Source organism: Qipengyuania pelagi, from assembly GCF_009827295.1.
Lineage (GTDB): Bacteria > Pseudomonadota > Alphaproteobacteria > Sphingomonadales > Sphingomonadaceae > Qipengyuania > Qipengyuania pelagi.
On sequence record NZ_WTYD01000001.1, the window covers coordinates 849,944 to 865,259 of the forward strand.

General features: G+C 64.8%; 11 protein-coding genes. 8 read left to right on the forward strand and 3 right to left on the reverse strand.

What is annotated here, in order from left to right; genetic code table 11:
• Positions 1–32 precede the first annotated feature (32 nt).
• Both GRI47_RS04185 and GRI47_RS04190 read left to right on the forward strand, forming a co-directional pair.
• A complete protein-coding gene (locus GRI47_RS04185; protein WP_160660090.1) occupies positions 33–1,460 on the forward strand; it encodes a sodium-dependent transporter in 1,428 nt (475 codons plus the stop codon).
• 114 nt (positions 1,461–1,574) lie between these two features.
• The gene (locus tag GRI47_RS04190) at positions 1,575–3,152 is read left to right on the forward strand and encodes an amino acid permease (protein ID WP_160660091.1); all 1,578 of its coding nucleotides are present in this window, start codon (positions 1,575–1,577) and stop codon (positions 3,150–3,152) included.
• 92 nt (positions 3,153–3,244) lie between these two features.
• Here the strand turns inward: GRI47_RS04190 and GRI47_RS04195 are convergent, their stop codons facing one another.
• Positions 3,245–3,730, reverse strand: a complete 486-nt coding sequence (locus GRI47_RS04195; protein WP_160660092.1) for a pyridoxamine 5'-phosphate oxidase family protein — start codon at positions 3,728–3,730, stop codon at positions 3,245–3,247.
• Between the two features lie 140 nt (positions 3,731–3,870).
• Here GRI47_RS04195 and GRI47_RS14775 point away from each other — a divergent pair, with 140 nt between their 5' ends.
• Together GRI47_RS14775 and GRI47_RS04205 are read left to right on the forward strand one after the other, a co-directional pair.
• Complete coding sequence (locus GRI47_RS14775) at positions 3,871–4,722, forward strand: hypothetical protein (protein ID WP_202387173.1); 852 nt, start codon at positions 3,871–3,873, stop codon at positions 4,720–4,722.
• A gap of 9 nt (positions 4,723–4,731) precedes the next feature.
• A complete protein-coding gene (locus GRI47_RS04205) occupies positions 4,732–6,306 on the forward strand; it encodes a Y-family DNA polymerase (protein WP_237452615.1) in 1,575 nt (524 codons plus the stop codon).
• A 106-nt stretch (positions 6,307–6,412) separates the two neighbouring features.
• On the opposite strand, the gene GRI47_RS04210 is transcribed toward GRI47_RS04205, so the two are convergent.
• Positions 6,413–7,285, reverse strand: coding sequence for an alpha/beta fold hydrolase (locus GRI47_RS04210; RefSeq protein WP_160660094.1), 873 nt, complete (start codon positions 7,283–7,285; stop codon positions 6,413–6,415).
• Positions 7,286–7,415: 130 nt separating this feature from the next.
• Between GRI47_RS04210 and GRI47_RS04215 the strand changes: the two genes are divergently transcribed.
• The 4 genes from GRI47_RS04215 to GRI47_RS04230 all read left to right on the forward strand — a co-directional run bounded on the left by GRI47_RS04215 (position 7,416) and on the right by GRI47_RS04230 (position 14,956).
• Positions 7,416–8,663 carry a putative DNA modification/repair radical SAM protein gene (locus GRI47_RS04215; protein ID WP_160660095.1) on the forward strand — a complete coding sequence of 416 codons (1,248 nt, stop codon included), beginning with the start codon at positions 7,416–7,418 and terminating at the stop codon, positions 8,661–8,663.
• Positions 8,664–8,895: 232 nt separating this feature from the next.
• Positions 8,896–10,332, forward strand: a complete 1,437-nt coding sequence (locus GRI47_RS04220) for a UdgX family uracil-DNA binding protein (RefSeq protein ID WP_160660096.1) — start codon at positions 8,896–8,898, stop codon at positions 10,330–10,332.
• A gap of 107 nt (positions 10,333–10,439) precedes the next feature.
• Entirely contained in the window at positions 10,440–14,219 is a 3,780-nt protein-coding gene (locus tag GRI47_RS04225; RefSeq protein WP_160660097.1) for an error-prone DNA polymerase, read from the forward strand.
• A 2-nt stretch (positions 14,220–14,221) separates the two neighbouring features.
• Entirely contained in the window at positions 14,222–14,956 is a 735-nt protein-coding gene (locus GRI47_RS04230) for an extensin-like domain-containing protein (protein WP_160660098.1), read from the forward strand.
• On the opposite strand, the gene GRI47_RS04235 is transcribed toward GRI47_RS04230, so the two are convergent.
• The gene (locus GRI47_RS04235; RefSeq protein ID WP_160660099.1) at positions 14,953–15,270 is read right to left on the reverse strand and encodes a hypothetical protein; all 318 of its coding nucleotides are present in this window, start codon (positions 15,268–15,270) and stop codon (positions 14,953–14,955) included. The two genes, GRI47_RS04230 and GRI47_RS04235, sit on opposite strands and share 4 nt — an antisense overlap.
• Positions 15,271–15,316 lie beyond the last annotated feature (46 nt).

Consider the following 15,316-nt stretch of genomic DNA (forward strand, 5'->3'; position numbering starts at 1 on the left):
TTTGGGCAAATTACGGTCGGGAGAAAGATTGCATGGTCGCCAGCACGACGACGGGTGAGGGTTGGTCCTCGCGTACGGCCTTTATTCTGGCGGCGGTGGGCGCCGCGGTCGGATTGGGGAATATCTGGCGCTTCCCGACGCTCGCGGGCGAAAGCGGGGGCGGGGCCTTCGTCATCGTCTATATCGCCTGCGTATTTTTGCTCGGCCTGCCTCTGGTTCTCGCGGAAATCTTCATCGGGCGCGCCGGGCAGACCGATGCGGTCGGATCGATCCGCAAGGTGGCGGCGCAATCGAAAGCCGGTCCGGGCTGGGCGATCTTCGGCGCGATCGGCGCGATCGCGGCCTTCCTGATCCTGTCCTTTTATTCGGTCGTCGCCGGCTGGGTGCTGTATTACGCAGGCGTGCTCGGCGCCGATTTCCTCCAGGCGATCGGCCAAGGCGATCCGTTCCGCGGCGCTTTGCAGGGCGAAAGCCAGGCGATGATCCAGGGCCGGTTGAGCGACATGTTCGCGAGCGTGCCGCTGCTCCTCGTCATGCATCTCGCCTTCATGGGCCTGACCGTCTTCATCATCGCGCGCGGCGTCCATTCGGGGATCGAGAAGGCCGCGACCTACCTGATGCCGATCTTCTTCGTCCTGCTCGTCGGCCTCGTGATCTATGGCGCGATCGAAGGCGATATCGGCGAAGCTTTCGCGTTTCTGTTCACGCCCGACTGGTCAAAGCTGACCCCGGCAGTGATCAATTCGGCGCTCGGCCAGGCGCTGTTCTCGCTCTCTCTGGGTGTGGCGGGTCTGATCACCTACGGCTCCTATATCAAGGAAGGCAGCGGGCTCGGCGGTACGTCGGCGATGATCGCGCTTGCCGATACCGGAGTGGCGTTGCTGGCGGGTCTGATGATCTTCCCGATCGTGTTCGCGGTCGGCCTCGATCCGGCGGCGGGGCCGACGCTCGTCTTCCAGACGCTGCCCTTCGCTTTCCAGACCATGCCGGGCGGGGCTCTGATCGGATTTCTGTTCTTCACCCTGATCCTCGTCGCGGCGGTCACCAGCTCGATTTCGCTGCTGGAGGTGCCGACCGCATGGGGCATCGGAGAAATGGGCTGGAGCCGCGCGAAATCCGCGCTGATCTTCGGCGTCGGTGCCTTCGTGATCGGGATCTTCTGCCTGCTCGGCTACAACGTCCTGTCGGATGTGCGCCCGCTGGGCTTCTGGCCGCTGTTCGCGGATACCGACATCCTCGACACGGTGGACGGGTTTACCGGCAAGGTCATGCTGCCGATCGGCGCCTTGCTGACATCGATCTTCGTCGGCTGGATCGCGGACCGCAATCTGGTCCGCGCGACCACCGGGGTGAGCCCGCCGATGTTCGCGCTGTGGCGCGTGCTGATCGCCTGGCTGTGCCCGATCGCGGTCGCGGCGATTCTCGTGACCGGACTTTTCCCCAGCATACTGGGGGTCTGATCGGCCCCGCGCACGATTTCGCTTTTGCGCGCCGAAATTCGGTAATAAACGCGATGCTTCCGGCTGGCTGAGCGGGGCTGTCCCGCTGCGGGCCTGGGGGGCTTTGCGGTCCGTATGATTTTCGACAGAGTGAAACCGCTCGACGCCATTCTGGCGACGGCGGAGAAAAAGGCGCTGCACCGGACACTGGGCGGCTTCCAATTGATGCTGTTCGGCATCGGCTGCATCATCGGGACGGGTATCTTCGTCCTGACTGCGGCGGGCGCGCAGAAGGCGGGGCCGGGGCTGATGCTCGCCTTCGCCATTGCGGGCGCGGTCTGCATCGTGGCGGCGCTGTGCTATGCCGAGGTTGCCTCGATGATCCCGGTGGCGGGATCGGCCTACACTTATAGCTACGCCTCGGTCGGCGAATTTCTCGCCTGGACGGTGGGCTGGGCGCTGATCCTTGAATACGCCGTCGCGGCCAGCGCGGTTTCGGTCGGCTGGTCGGGCTATTTCTCGGGCACGATCCTCAATGAATTTCTCGGCATAACCCTGCCGCCATGGCTCGCGGCGGGTCCGCTGGCACTGGGCGGCGCGCCGGGCGGCTTCATCAACCTGCCGGCTCTCGTGATCGCCATGCTGGTCACCTGGCTGCTGATGATCGGCACCAGCGAAAGCGCCAAGGTCAATGCCGTGCTCGTCCTCATCAAGGTGACGGCGCTGACCGCCTTCATCGTGCTGACACTGACCAGCGCGGATTTCGACATGGCGCGGTTCAACCCCTTCCTGCCCGCAGGCGTATTTGGCGGCTTCGGTTCGGGGCTCGGCGCGGTGGGCGCGGCGGCTACGATCTTCTTCGCTTACGTGGGCTTCGATGCGGTCTCGACCGCGGCGGAAGAAACCAAGAATCCGCAGCGCAACGTACCGATCGGCCTGATTGGATCGCTGCTGTTCTGCACCGTGTTCTATATCCTCGTCGCGGCGGGCGCGATCGGCACGATCGGTGGGCAGCCGATCATGGGACCGGGTGGCATTCCCTTCCCGGCGGGGTCCGAAGAACTGGCGCGGCAATGCGCCCTGCCGGCCTATTCGGGTGCGCTGGTGTGTTCGGACGAGGCCTTGGCCCATGTCCTGCGCCAGATCGGTTTCTCGGGCATCGGCAACATGCTGGGGATCGCGGCCTTCCTCGCGCTGCCGTCGGTGATCCTGGTGCTGATCTTCGCGCAGACCCGCATCTTCTTCGTGATGAGCCGCGACGGGCTGCTTCCCGAGCGGTTGAGCAGGGTGCATCCGAAATGGAAGACGCCCCATGTGGTCACCATGATCACTGGGTTGATAGTGGCGCTGGGCGCGGCGTTCATGCCGGTGGGGCTGCTTGCGGATTACGCCAATGCGGGCACGCTTTATGCCTTCTTCATGGTGGCCGTCGCCGCGATGGTGCTGCGCGTGAAGGACCCGCATCGCCATCGCAGCTTCCGTATGCCGATGGTATGGGTGGTGGCGCCGCTGACGGTTGCGGGTTGCCTGTTCCTCTATCTCAACCTCCCGCTGATCGCGATCCTCGTCCTGCCCGTATGGGGCGCGATCGGGCTGGTGGTCTATTTCGGCTACAGCCGCAGCCGCAGCCAGCTGGGCCGCGGCGTGGTCGAAGTGGTGGACGAGATCGGAGGCGAGGAGAAAATGGTGCCGATCGATCCGCCGACCGGGTGATCGGCAGGCGATTCCATCGCCTACGAATACCGCCAACGAAAAAGGGCCGCCCGATGGGGCGGCCCTTATCGTATCGATCGAATGAAAGACGTTTAGAGCGACGTCTGCTTGACGTGCTTTTCCTCGGCCTCGTCATGGACATACATGCCCAGCGCCATCTTCGCGACATTGAGCAGGCTCATGTCGCCGTCCCAGATTTCCGCCCTGCCGAGATCCATGCGCAGGAACACGATGTGGGGATCGTCCTTGCCGCCTTCGTACCAGGCTTCGACGAAATTGTTCCAGAACTGGTCGAAGCGTTCCTGGCTGGTCTCACGCACCAGATGCCCGTCGAAGCGGGCGAACATGTCGTGGCCCTTGCTTTGGAAGGTCGCCACAGCCGGGCCGCCATCCTTGAAACTGCTCTTGTCGTGCGTGAAGAACCAGATCGAGCTGTTGGCATCCTTGTCGAGCTGGGGGCTCATCGGGACCGCGCTGCTGCTGTCGTCGCGGTTCTGCAGGAACAGGAAGGAGGAATCGGCCAGGGCCTTCCAGAATTTGGTCTTGAGCTCGTCGGGATTGCCTTCTGCGTGCTTCATATCGATGCGCTCCTTGTCGCGTGAGAGGTATGGCCGCGCCTTCGCGAAGGCGGGCGATTGTCTGGGGAACGGTCGAGCCGCGGGATGGTGCCCGGTTGGTTGTGGAGAGGTATCGGGGGCGGATTGCGAATCCGTGCGGCATGGAACATAAAGAGAACGAACGAGTCGTTCTCTCATCCCTCCTGCCTCTCTGGTGCCGTATGCCGACCGAACCCTCTTCCGATACCGCAACCCGTCAGACCGCACCGCTCGATGTCGCGGATATCGGCTGCATGGTGGGCGCGGGGGCCCTAGGGCGCGAGCGGTCGTCGCGCTGGCGCCCCGGATTGGCGGGGGAAGGGCAGGCGGCCCCCTGCCACAGCGAGATTTTCGCGCCCTCGGGTGACGGGAGCGGAGCGGCCGCCGCGCTGGCGCTCGCGCTCGACGACTGGCGCCACACGTCCCGGCCCGAAGGGTGCGAGGCGGAAGATCGCCGCGCGGTCCTGTGGGTGCAGATGCGCGAGGCGGCGGGGCTCGTGGGCCGACCCTACCGCCCCGGCCTGCCCGAAGATGTGCGCCGCCGCGTGATCCACGTCCTCGCCGACACCCCCGAAGACGCGCTGTTCGCGCTCGAGGAAGGGGTGCGCTGCCGGGAAATCGCCTTCGTCATCGGCGAGATGCTGGGCAATCCGCGCGCGCTCGACTTCACCGCATCGCGCCGCCTGACGCTGGCGGCGGAGCGTCACGGAGTGCCGCTCTACCTCGTTCGGCTCGATGCGCGGCCCGACCTGTCCTCGGCGAGGATGCGCTGGAATGTCGCCTCCGCCCCGTCTCCCGAAGCGCGCTGGAACCCCCAGGCTCCCGGCACGCCCGCCTGGCACGCCGAACTGTTCCGCGCGCGCGGGCACCGTCCGGGCGAATGGATATTGGGCGATGGCGGGCGGCAGCTGCTGGCCAAATCCCTGCCGTCAGCTGCGCAAGAGTCCGAACAATCTTCGGTCGTCTCGGCATGATGGATGCGAATGACGCGCCGTATCCTGTCCCTCTGGCTTCCGGCGCTGGCGATGGATCGCTGGCGCCTCGCGCATGTCGATGAACTTGGGGGCGAAGACGATACCCAGCCGCGGGTCCTGATTTCGGACACCGCGCATGGCCCCCGGATCGAGGCGGCGAACCGCGCTGGCGCCATGGCGGGCGCGCGCAGGGGCATGATGCTGGCCGATGCGCGGACCTTGTGCCCCGCACTGCTGACCGCTCCCGCCGATCCCGCGGGCAATCTCGCCTTCCTCGAACAGCTCGCGGTCTGGGCGATGCGCTGGGGGCCGTGGTCGGCGATGGATCCGCCCGACGGGTTGCTGGTCGACGTCACCGCCGTGCCGCATCTGTTCGGGGGGGAGGGCGGGCTGCTGGACGACGTCCATGCCGGTTTCGCCCGCCGCAAGCTCGCCCTGCGCAGCGCCATCGCGCCGACCGCCGGCTCCGCCTGGGCCTGCGCGCATTACGGACGGGCGCGGACGATCGTGGACGGCTCCCGGAGCGATGACGCGATCAGGCGCGCTCTGTCCGACCTTCCCGTCGCCGCCTTGCGGCTCGACGAGGATGTGCTCACCGTGCTGCGCCGCCTCGGCATCAAGCGCATCGGGCAACTCGACGCGATCGAGGAGGAGGGGGCCGGGCGCGATGCGATCCAGCGGCGATTCCGCAACCGCAGATCGCCCGCCGCCAATCCGCTGATCCGGCTCGACCAATTGCTCGGCCGGATACCCGAACCGTTGCTGCCGGTCGTCCCCCAGCAGGCCCCGCTGGTGCAGCGCAGGCTGATGGAGCCGATCCGCCACCGCACTCTGCTCGACACCGTGCTCGACGATCTGGCGCTCGATATGGCACGCGAGCTGGAGGGCAAGGCGCTGGGCGCAAGGCGGCTCGAACTGGGCCTCTGGCGCGTCGATGGCGAGGTCATCGTCCGCCGCCTCGAAATGGCTGCGGCGACGCGCGATCCCGCGCATATCTGCCGCCTGTTCGCCGCCCGGCTCGACGATGTGGATGCGGGGTTCGGGATCGAGATGCTGCGCCTGCGCGCCAGCTGGGCCGAGCCGCTGGCTCTGGCGCAGGGCGATATCGAGGCCGCCGCCGAAGCGCACGGCACCTCGCTATCGGCCTGTATCGACCGGCTGACCGTCAGGCTGGGGGCGGAGGCGGTTGCGCGCCCGGTGCCCTTCGCCAGTCATATTCCCGAACGCGCCCAGCGCTGGCATCCGCCACTGGAGCCCGAACCGAGTTCGCAAGGTCTCTTGGAATTCCATCACAGGCCTCTGAAATTGCTGGACAAGGCCGAGAAGATCGCCGTGCTCTACGCCACCCCGGATGGCTATCCCAAGCGCTTTCGCTGGCGCGGCGCGGTGCGCGAGGTGGCGCGGGTGGAGGGGCCGGAACGGATCGCACCCGAATGGTGGCGCGAACGCGGCAGCGCGCGCCTGCGCGATTACTACCGGATCGAGGACGGGGCCGGATGCCGCTACTGGATCTACCGCCAGGGTCTGATCGGGGATGGGCGCGGGGGGATGCCGGATTGGTATTTGCAAGGTCTGTGCGGGTGACGTCACGCCGCCATACATTCATGACGTCATCAAAAGGTACTGATCTAAAAAGAAAAAGCGCGCCCCGCAGGACGCGCCTCGTTCTCTATCACGATCTTTGTCGCAATCAGGCGGACGCGATCGTTCCGCCTTCGGCCATGGCCTTCCTGCTGCCCGCTCCGCCGAGAAATTCGAGCAGATCGTCGCCCAATCGCTCGGTCTGGGTCGCGAACACGGCGTGCGGTTCACCGTCATATTCGATCAGCGTCGCGCTCGGCACTTTCTCCGCGACCTGGCGCCCGGTGGCATCGATCGGCACGGTCTGGTCCTTGGTGCCGTGGATAACCAGCGTGGGCACGTCGAAGCTGGCAAGGTCGGGCCGGAAATCGGTGTTGGCGAACGCGCCCGCCGATTGCAGCGTCGCATACTGGCTTGCCATCATCGTGGTCATCCAGGCCCAGTGCTTCTCCTCGTCGCTGACCTTGGTGGACAGCACGCCGTCACCGTAGAAATCCTTGAAGAAACCGGTGAAGAAATGGCGGAAGTCCGTCTTCATCCCCTTGGTCATCTCGTCGAGAGTGGATTGCGGCACGCCATCGGGATTGTCATCGGTCTTGAGCATATAGGGGACGACCGAACTGACCAGCACCGCCGCACTCACGCCCTTGCCCTGATGGCGCGACATATAGCGCGCGATCTCGCCGCCACCCATCGAGAAGCCGACCAGAGCGACATCGTCATTCGCGCCGGTCTCCTTCATGACGTCGGCAAGATCGTCGGAGAAAGTGTCGTAATCGTAGCCCTTGGGCGCATGATCCGAATGGCCGAAACCGCGCCGGTCATAGGCGATCGCGCGATAGCCGTTCTCGGCCAGCTTCATCATGATCGGATCCCAGCTATCGGCCGAAAGCGGCCAGCCATGGATCAGGACCACCGGGCGGCCTTCGCCGAGTTCTTTGTAACGCAGGCGCGTTCCGTCGCGGGTTGTGAGGTTGGGCATTCGTCGTCTCCTTGACTGGGGGTATGTCCAACCAACCGTCCTGAGAGGCTGCGCGTTCCATAAGGGACGGAATTACCAATTTTTCCTGTGGGGACTAGGCAGAGCGTGATGCAGAACATATAAAGAACGAATGGCTTCGCAGACCGTCCTCGAAAAGCTTGCGATTCTCGCCGATGCGGCGAAATACGATGCGTCCTGCGCGTCGTCCGGCACGGCGAAGAAGAACTCGCTGGGCTCGGCCAAGGGGATCGGATCGACCGAGGGGATGGGCATCTGCCACGCCTATGCGCCGGATGGTCGCTGCATCTCGCTGCTCAAGATCCTGCTGACCAATCACTGCGTGTTCGACTGCCATTATTGCGTCAATCGCAAGAGCTCGAACGTGGCGCGAGCGCGCTTCACGCCGCAGGAGGTCGTGGACCTGACGCTGGCTTTCTATCGCCGCAATTATATCGAGGGGCTGTTCCTTTCCTCCGGCATCGTCAAGAATTCCAATCACACGATGGAACAGATCGTAGAAGTCGCGCGCATCCTGCGGGAAGAACACGACTTTCGCGGCTACATCCATTTGAAGACCATCCCCGAGGCGGATGCCGAGATCGTCCATCAGGCGGGTCTCTATGCCGATCGCGTGTCGATCAATGTCGAACTGCCGACCGATAGCGGCCTCACGCGCCTGGCGCCCGACAAGGACGCACGCCAGATCGAAGGCGCGATGGGCAAGGTGAAGGCCGATCTCGTCGAGGCGAAGGATGCGAGGAAGCGGTTTCGTCACGCCCCGCGCTTCGCCCCGGCGGGACAGTCGACGCAGATGATCGTCGGCGCCGATGCCGCGACCGATGCGGACATCGTCGGCAAGGCGAGCAGGCTCTACGACAATTTCCGCCTCCGCCGGGTCTATTACAGCGCGTTCAGCCCGATCCCCGACGCGAGCGCGGTGCTGCCCCTGAAGCGCCCGCCGCTGATCCGCGAGCACCGGCTCTACCAGTCCGACTGGCTGATGCGCTTCTATGGCTACAAACCCGCCGAGGTGATGCAGGCGACCGAGGCGGACGGGAATTTGCCGCTCGATATCGATCCCAAGCTCGCGTGGGCGCTGAAATTTCGCGACAGCTTCCCGGTCGACGTCAATCGCGCCAGCAAGGAACAGCTGCTGCGCGTACCTGGGCTGGGCGTGAAGGCGGTGCACAAGATCCTCGCCAGCCGTCGCCATCGCACGCTGCGCTTGGACGATGTGGCACGGCTGACGCTGTCGATCACCAAGGTGCGCCCGTTCATCTGCACGGTGGATTGGCGCCCCGTGATGCTGACCGATCGCGCGGACCTCAGGACCATGCTTGCGCCCAAGACCGAGCAGCTTGAGCTGTTCGCGGCATGAACAGCGATTTTTCACGCGGAGGCGCGGAGGCGCGGAGAACAGGTTTTGCGCTCACAGAGGCACGGAGGCACGGAGGCGAAGTGTCTGCGGCGCAGCCGCACTCTATCGTTATGTTTTGTTTCAAGGCTGCCGCTACGCGGCAAAGCCCCCCTGTGCCTCCGTGCCTCTGTGAGCGCCTAAAAAGCTTCCGCGCCTCCGCACCTCCGCGTGAATCACTACTCCGGCGCGCTGCATGACCGCGCTCCAGCAAGCCAAACTCGCGGCCCGTTACGTGGTCGAACTGCCCGAGCCTGACGATTTCGAGTTCTGGCGCGAACGGGCGCGGGCGCTGGTGCAGTGCGAGGTGCCGCCCGACCGGATCGCCTGGGTGGAACCGGGCGGCAGCGGTGACCTGTTCGCGCATGGAGAACGGCGTAGTCCCATGCCGGAGCCGGATGCCAAGCCGGTTCGGGCGAACAAACGCTTCGTAAGCTTGGCGAAGAACGCCGCGCTTCATTCCGACCCCGAACGCTTTGCGCTGCTCTATCGCCTGTTGTGGCGCCTCCAGGCGAACCCGCGCATGATGGAGGACAAGGCCGATCCCGATGTGCGCCGGATCGAGGAGCTCGACAAGAATGTCCGGCGGGACAGCCACAAGATGCACGCCTTCGTCCGCTTCCGTCTGGTGGAGGACGAGGAAACCGATGGCGAGCACTACGTCGCCTGGTTCGAGCCCGAGCATCACATCCTGCGCGCCAATGCGGGCTTCTTCATGCGCCGTTTCGCCAATATGCGCTGGTCGATCCTGACGCCGCAGGGCAGTCTGCACTGGGACACGGAGACCATGCGCGAAGGCCCGCCCGCCGAACGCGCCGATGCGCCCGGCGGGGATCCGATGGAGGATCTCTGGCGCACCTATTACGCATCCATCTTCAACCCCGCGCGTTTGAAGATCGGGGCCATGCTCAAGGAAATGCCCCGCAAATATTGGAAAAACATGCCCGAAGCCGCGCTCATCCCCGAGCTGGTGGCGGGCGCGCAGAAGCGGGAGAGCACCATGGTCGAAGCGGGAACGCTCGAATTCGAGGAACGGCCGGAGACGCTGGCGGCCATCGACAAGGCGATCCATGCCTGTCGCAAATGCCCGATCGGCGAACTCGATAATCAGGCGGTCATGGGTGAGGGCCCGCAGGACGCCGCTCTCATGATCGTGGGCGAACAGCCGGGCGATCAGGAAGATCAGTCGGGGCGACCCTTCGTGGGACCGGCGGGGCAATTGCTCGACGTCCATCTCGAAAAGGCGGGGATCGATCGCCAGGCAGCTTACGTCACCAATACCGTCAAGCATTTCAAATACGTCCAGCGCGGCAAGCGGCGGCTTCATCAGTCTCCGGGTGCGAAGGAGATCGATACCTGCCGCTGGTGGATCGAGAGCGAGCGCGCGATCGTGCAGCCGAAACTCGTGCTCGCCATGGGCGCCAGCGCGGCGCGCGGTATGCTGGGCAAGACGGTCAGCATCTCCAAGGCGCGCGGAAGCCCGATCGCGCTCGAGGATGGCAGCGAGCTGTGGATCACCGCGCACCCCTCCTATCTGCTTCGTCTCGATGGCCCGGCGCGCGAGGAACAGGCGCGCCTGTTCGACGCCGACCTCGCCGCGGTGAAGGAGCGGTTGGAGGAGCTGGTCGGGTGATCGATATGACTGTCTTCATCATCCCCATGAAGGCGGGGGGCCAGAGCAGGGCCGCCGAGCTTGCAGCTGGAATCCCGTCCGCGCGGGAATGACGGCCGAGCACCCGCGTGCCCGAAAACGACCTCCAGATTCCCAAGCGCCGGATCGAGCTCGATCCCGATTCCGTCGATGCGCCGCCGCGTGCGCCGTTCGTCGAGCTGGGTCTTGTCAGCTGCTTCAGCTTCCTGCGCGGTGCATCCGATGCCGTCGATCTGGTGCTCGCCGCCCGGCGGCTCGGCTACGATGCGATCGGGATCGCCGATGCCAATACGATGGCGGGTGTCGTGCGCATTCACACCGAAGCGAAAACGCTTAAGCTGAAACCGCTTATCGGGTGCAGGATAGAAACGGTCGAGGGTCTGGCCTTCCTCGCCTATCCCCGCAATCGCGCGGCCTATGGGCGGCTATGCAGACTGATCAGTGCGGGCCGGATGGCGACACTGGACGGCGAATGGCAGGCGAAGGGCGCCTGCGACATCGCCCTCGCCATGCTGGCCGCTCACAGCGAGGATGTGCAGCTCATCCTCGTGCCACCGCGCGATCTGGAGGAGCGATACGCTATCGCGGTGCCCAGCAATGTCGTTTCCCTCACCTCGCGAGAGCCGCCGGTCGATGCGCCTCTGCGCACGATAATTAAGCCATTCAAACAGCTTATACCCCATATCGCAGACCGGCTCCCGACATTGAGCCACATCGCCGCCAGCTATCTTCATATCGGTGACGATGTGGTGCGGATCGAGCGGCTCGACGCGCTGGCAAAGGCCAACGGGCTCTCGATTCTCGCCACCAACGACGTCCATTACGCCACGCCCGACCGGCGCCCGTTGCAGGACGTGATGACGGCGATCCGGCACAAGACCACCGTCTCCGCCGCAGGCCATCTGCTGCACGGCAATGCCGAACGCTATCTCAAATCGCCCGAAACCATGGTCCGTCTGTTCGAGCGCTGGCCCCATGCGATCGCGGCGGCGCGCGGGGTGGCGGATTCATGCGATTTCTCGCTGGACGATCTAAGCTACGAATATCCTGAAGAAATCTATCCTGACGGCATGACGCCACAGGAATTCCTCGAAAGCGAGACCTGGTGGGGTGCGGAGGATCGCTACCCATCGGGTGTGCCCGACCATATCGTCGACACGCTGGAGCGCGAATTGGCGCTGATCGCGAAGCTCGACCTCGCGCGCTATTTCCTCACCATCAAGGATATCGTCGATTTCGCCCGCTACGGCGTCGATCCGCCGATCCTGTGCCAGGGGCGGGGCAGCGCGGCCAATTCGGCGGTCTGCTATTGCCTCGGCATCACCAATGTCGATCCCGCCAAACACCAGCTGCTGTTCGACCGCTTCATTTCCGAAGAGCGCAAAGAGCCGCCCGATATCGACGTCGATTTCGAGCACGAACGGCGCGAGGAGGTGATCCAGTACCTCTACAGGAAATACGGCCGCCACCGCGCCGGGCTGTGCGCCACGGTCATCCATTATCGCCCGCGCATGGCGATCCGCGAGGTCGGCAAAGCGATGGGTCTGACCGAGGATGTCACCGCCGCGCTCGCCAAGACCGTCTGGGGCGGATGGGGCAAGGAGATCAGCGAACGCCACGCCCAGGAAACCGGCATGGACGTGACCGATCCGCACCTGAAGCGCGTTCTCAAGCTGACCGAACAAATGATTGGGATGCCAAGGCATTTATCACAGCATGTCGGCGGATTTATCCTGACCGAAGGCGCGCTGATCGAGACGGTGCCGATCAGCAATGGCGCCATGCCTGACCGCAGCTTCATCGAATGGGACAAGGACGATATCGAGGCGCTGGGCATATTGAAGGTGGACGTGCTCGCACTGGGGATGCTGACCTGCATCAGGAAATGCCTCGATCTTCTTGAAAACCATCACGAAAAGAGCCTGTCCTTGGCGAATGTCCCGCGCGAGGACCCGGAAACCTACGCCATGCTGCGCAAGGGGGATTCGCTCGGCGTGTTCCAGGTCGAGAGCCGGGCGCAGATGAACATGCTGCCCCGCCTGCGCCCGCGCGAATTCTACGATCTCGTGATCCAGGTCGCGATCGTACGGCCCGGCCCGATCCAGGGCGACATGGTGCATCCCTATCTGAAACGGCGCCGCGGGGCGGAACAGGTGGTCATCCCCGCACCCGGCCCCGAACATGGCCCGCCCGACGAGCTGTCCAGCATTCTCGAACGAACGCTGGGCGTTCCGATCTTCCAGGAACAGGCGATGAAGATCGCGCTCGACGCGGCGAAATTCTCCAGCCGCGAGGCCAATCGGTTGAGGAAGGCGATGGCAACTTTTCGCAGCCGTGGGATGGTCGACGAATTGCAGGACATGATGGTCGAACGCATGGTCGGGCGCGGCTACGATCGCGATTTCGCCCAGCGCTGCTTCAACCAGATCCGAGGCTTCGGCGAATACGGATTTCCCGAAAGCCATGCGGCCAGCTTCGCGCATCTCGTCTATGTGTCGAGCTGGCTGAAATGCCATTTCCCGGCGGCGTTCGGCTGCGCGCTGCTCAATTCCCAGCCGATGGGCTTCTATGCCCCGGCACAGATCGTGCGCGATGCGTCGGAGCACGGGGTGCGGGTCTTGGCGGCGGATGTGAACCTGTCGGACTGGGATTGCACGCTGGAGAGTTCGGAGGAGGAGTTGGATTTACACCGAGACGCGGAGACGCGGAGAGGTTTGGGGCGCTCACAGAGGCACGGAGGCACAGAGGGGTCTTACCGCGAAGCGGCCTCATCCGTCCGTGATGAAACCGATTGCGGCTCCGCCGCAGATCTTTCTTCTCCGTGCCCCCGTGCCTCTGTGAGCGAAAATCCTTCTTCTTCTCTCCGCGCGTCCGCGTCTCCGCGTGATCCTCTTGCGGACCAAGGCCGGCTCGACCGGCATATCGCGCTGCGCCTGGGCCTCAGGCAGATCGACGGCCTGCCCGAAGCGGTCGCGGCGCGGATCGTGGCGGAGCGGGTCGAGAACGGGCCGTATCGCGACGTCGCCGAATTGCGCGACCGGGCGAAGATCGGGCCCGCGCATATCGAGCGGCTCGCATCCGCAGACTGTTTCGGATCGATGGGCCTGTCGCGGCGTCAGGCGCTGTGGGATGCGCGCAGCCTGATCGGTGCGCCCGACCTGCCGCTATTCGCCCATGCCGCCGCGCGCGACGAAGGGGCGGAAAAGGGCCGCACCGCCTTGCCACATATGCCGCTGAGCGAGGAGGTCGTGGCTGATTACCAGACGACGCGGCTGAGCCTGAAGGCGCATCCGATGGCCTTCCTGCGCGCCAGCCTCGCCGAGCGCGGCTTCGTGCGCGCCTGCGATCTGCGCGCGCGCAAGTTCCGTTCCATGGTCCATGTCGCGGGCGTGGTCTTGATCCGCCAGCGGCCGGGATCGGCCAAGGGGGTGTGCTTCATCACGCTGGAGGATGAGACGGGGGTCATCAACCTCGTCGTATGGCCCGACCTCAAGGAGAAGCAGCGCCGCGTGGTCATGGGCGCGCGGCTGATGGAGGTGCGCGGCCGCGTGGAATATGACGACGAGGTGATCCACGTCATCGCCCATCACATGACCGATGCGACCGAGGAATTGCACAAATTGTCGGACGATATGCTCAACGCGCCGGTCGCCCGCGCCGACCATGTCAGCAATCCCCTGCCGTCCTCGTTTTCGGCAAAATTCAATCCGCGCGACGACCTTCGCGAAGGGGCGGACGATCCCTACAAGCCCGTCGAACCCTGGGAGGAACCGCCTGCGGGTAATCGTGAATGCGGGTTCCACGGGCCACAGTCGGGCGGGCATCCGCGCGATGTCAGGATCATTCCCAAATCTCGCGACTTTCATTGACGATGGCCGACAACCCTCAACGCATCTCCACTCGTATCGGGCGTTTCGTCGGGGATCGTCGTGTCATCGCACTGCTCGTGCTGGCGGCGCTCCTCGTTGCCGGGCGCACCTGGCTGGCGGAGCATCCCGAGCACGATCCCTGGGCGCCGCTCGATCTGCGCGATCCGCCGGGCTGGGCGACAATGACGAAACTGCATGCCCTGCGTGACGATGTGCCGCAATGTCGTGCGGTGCTCGAGCGCTCGGAAGTGGCGTTCACGGCGCTCGATCCGCAGGGGGAGGGGGCGTGCGCGCGGCCCGACCGGACCCGGCTCGATACCTATCCGCTATCACCTTCGAGCCCGCCCACGACCTGCCCGGTCGGGATCGCGCTGGAACTCTGGCGGACCGATAGCCTGGAACCTGCCGCGCAGGAGATATTCGGCGGCGATATCGCACGAATAGAGCATCTTGGCGCTTATTCCTGCCGCCGTCTCTACGGTCGCGATAGTGGGGCGTGGAGCGAACATGCGACCGGCAATGCGATCGACATCGCCGGTTTCGTCCTGGAAGACGGGACGCGCATCAGCGTGCTTGGCGATTGGGAGGGCGAAGACGACAAGGCCCGCTTCCTGAGCCGCGCGCGTGACGGGGCCTGCGACGCTTTCGCGACGACCTTGAGCCCGGACTACAACGCGGCCCATGCCGACCATTTCCATCTCGACATGAGCCCGCGCTGGTCGGGCGTGTGTCGCTAGTCACCCTCGCGCAGTTCTTCGAACACCGCCCGCGCGGCGCGGGCTTCGGCGCACATCTCGCCGCTGGTCTCGCAATGCCGCTCGAGCAATTCGACATTGCGGCGCTGTCGGGCGAGGAAATGGGGGTCGGACCGCACCGCCGGTGAATAGACTTCGCGCCGGTCTGCGGTGGTGGAAGCGCCAGCGTAGTTATCCGATTGCGACGATACGCTTTCGCCCGGCTCCCCGAGCGATGTTACCATCATGCCCGCGCCAAACGCGATGACGAGCGCGATCAGAGTGACGATGGTGCGAAGGGAGGGGCGCCGCATCATCCGCAAACACTATCGCCCCCGATGCATGGTGCCAACGCGCGAGCCG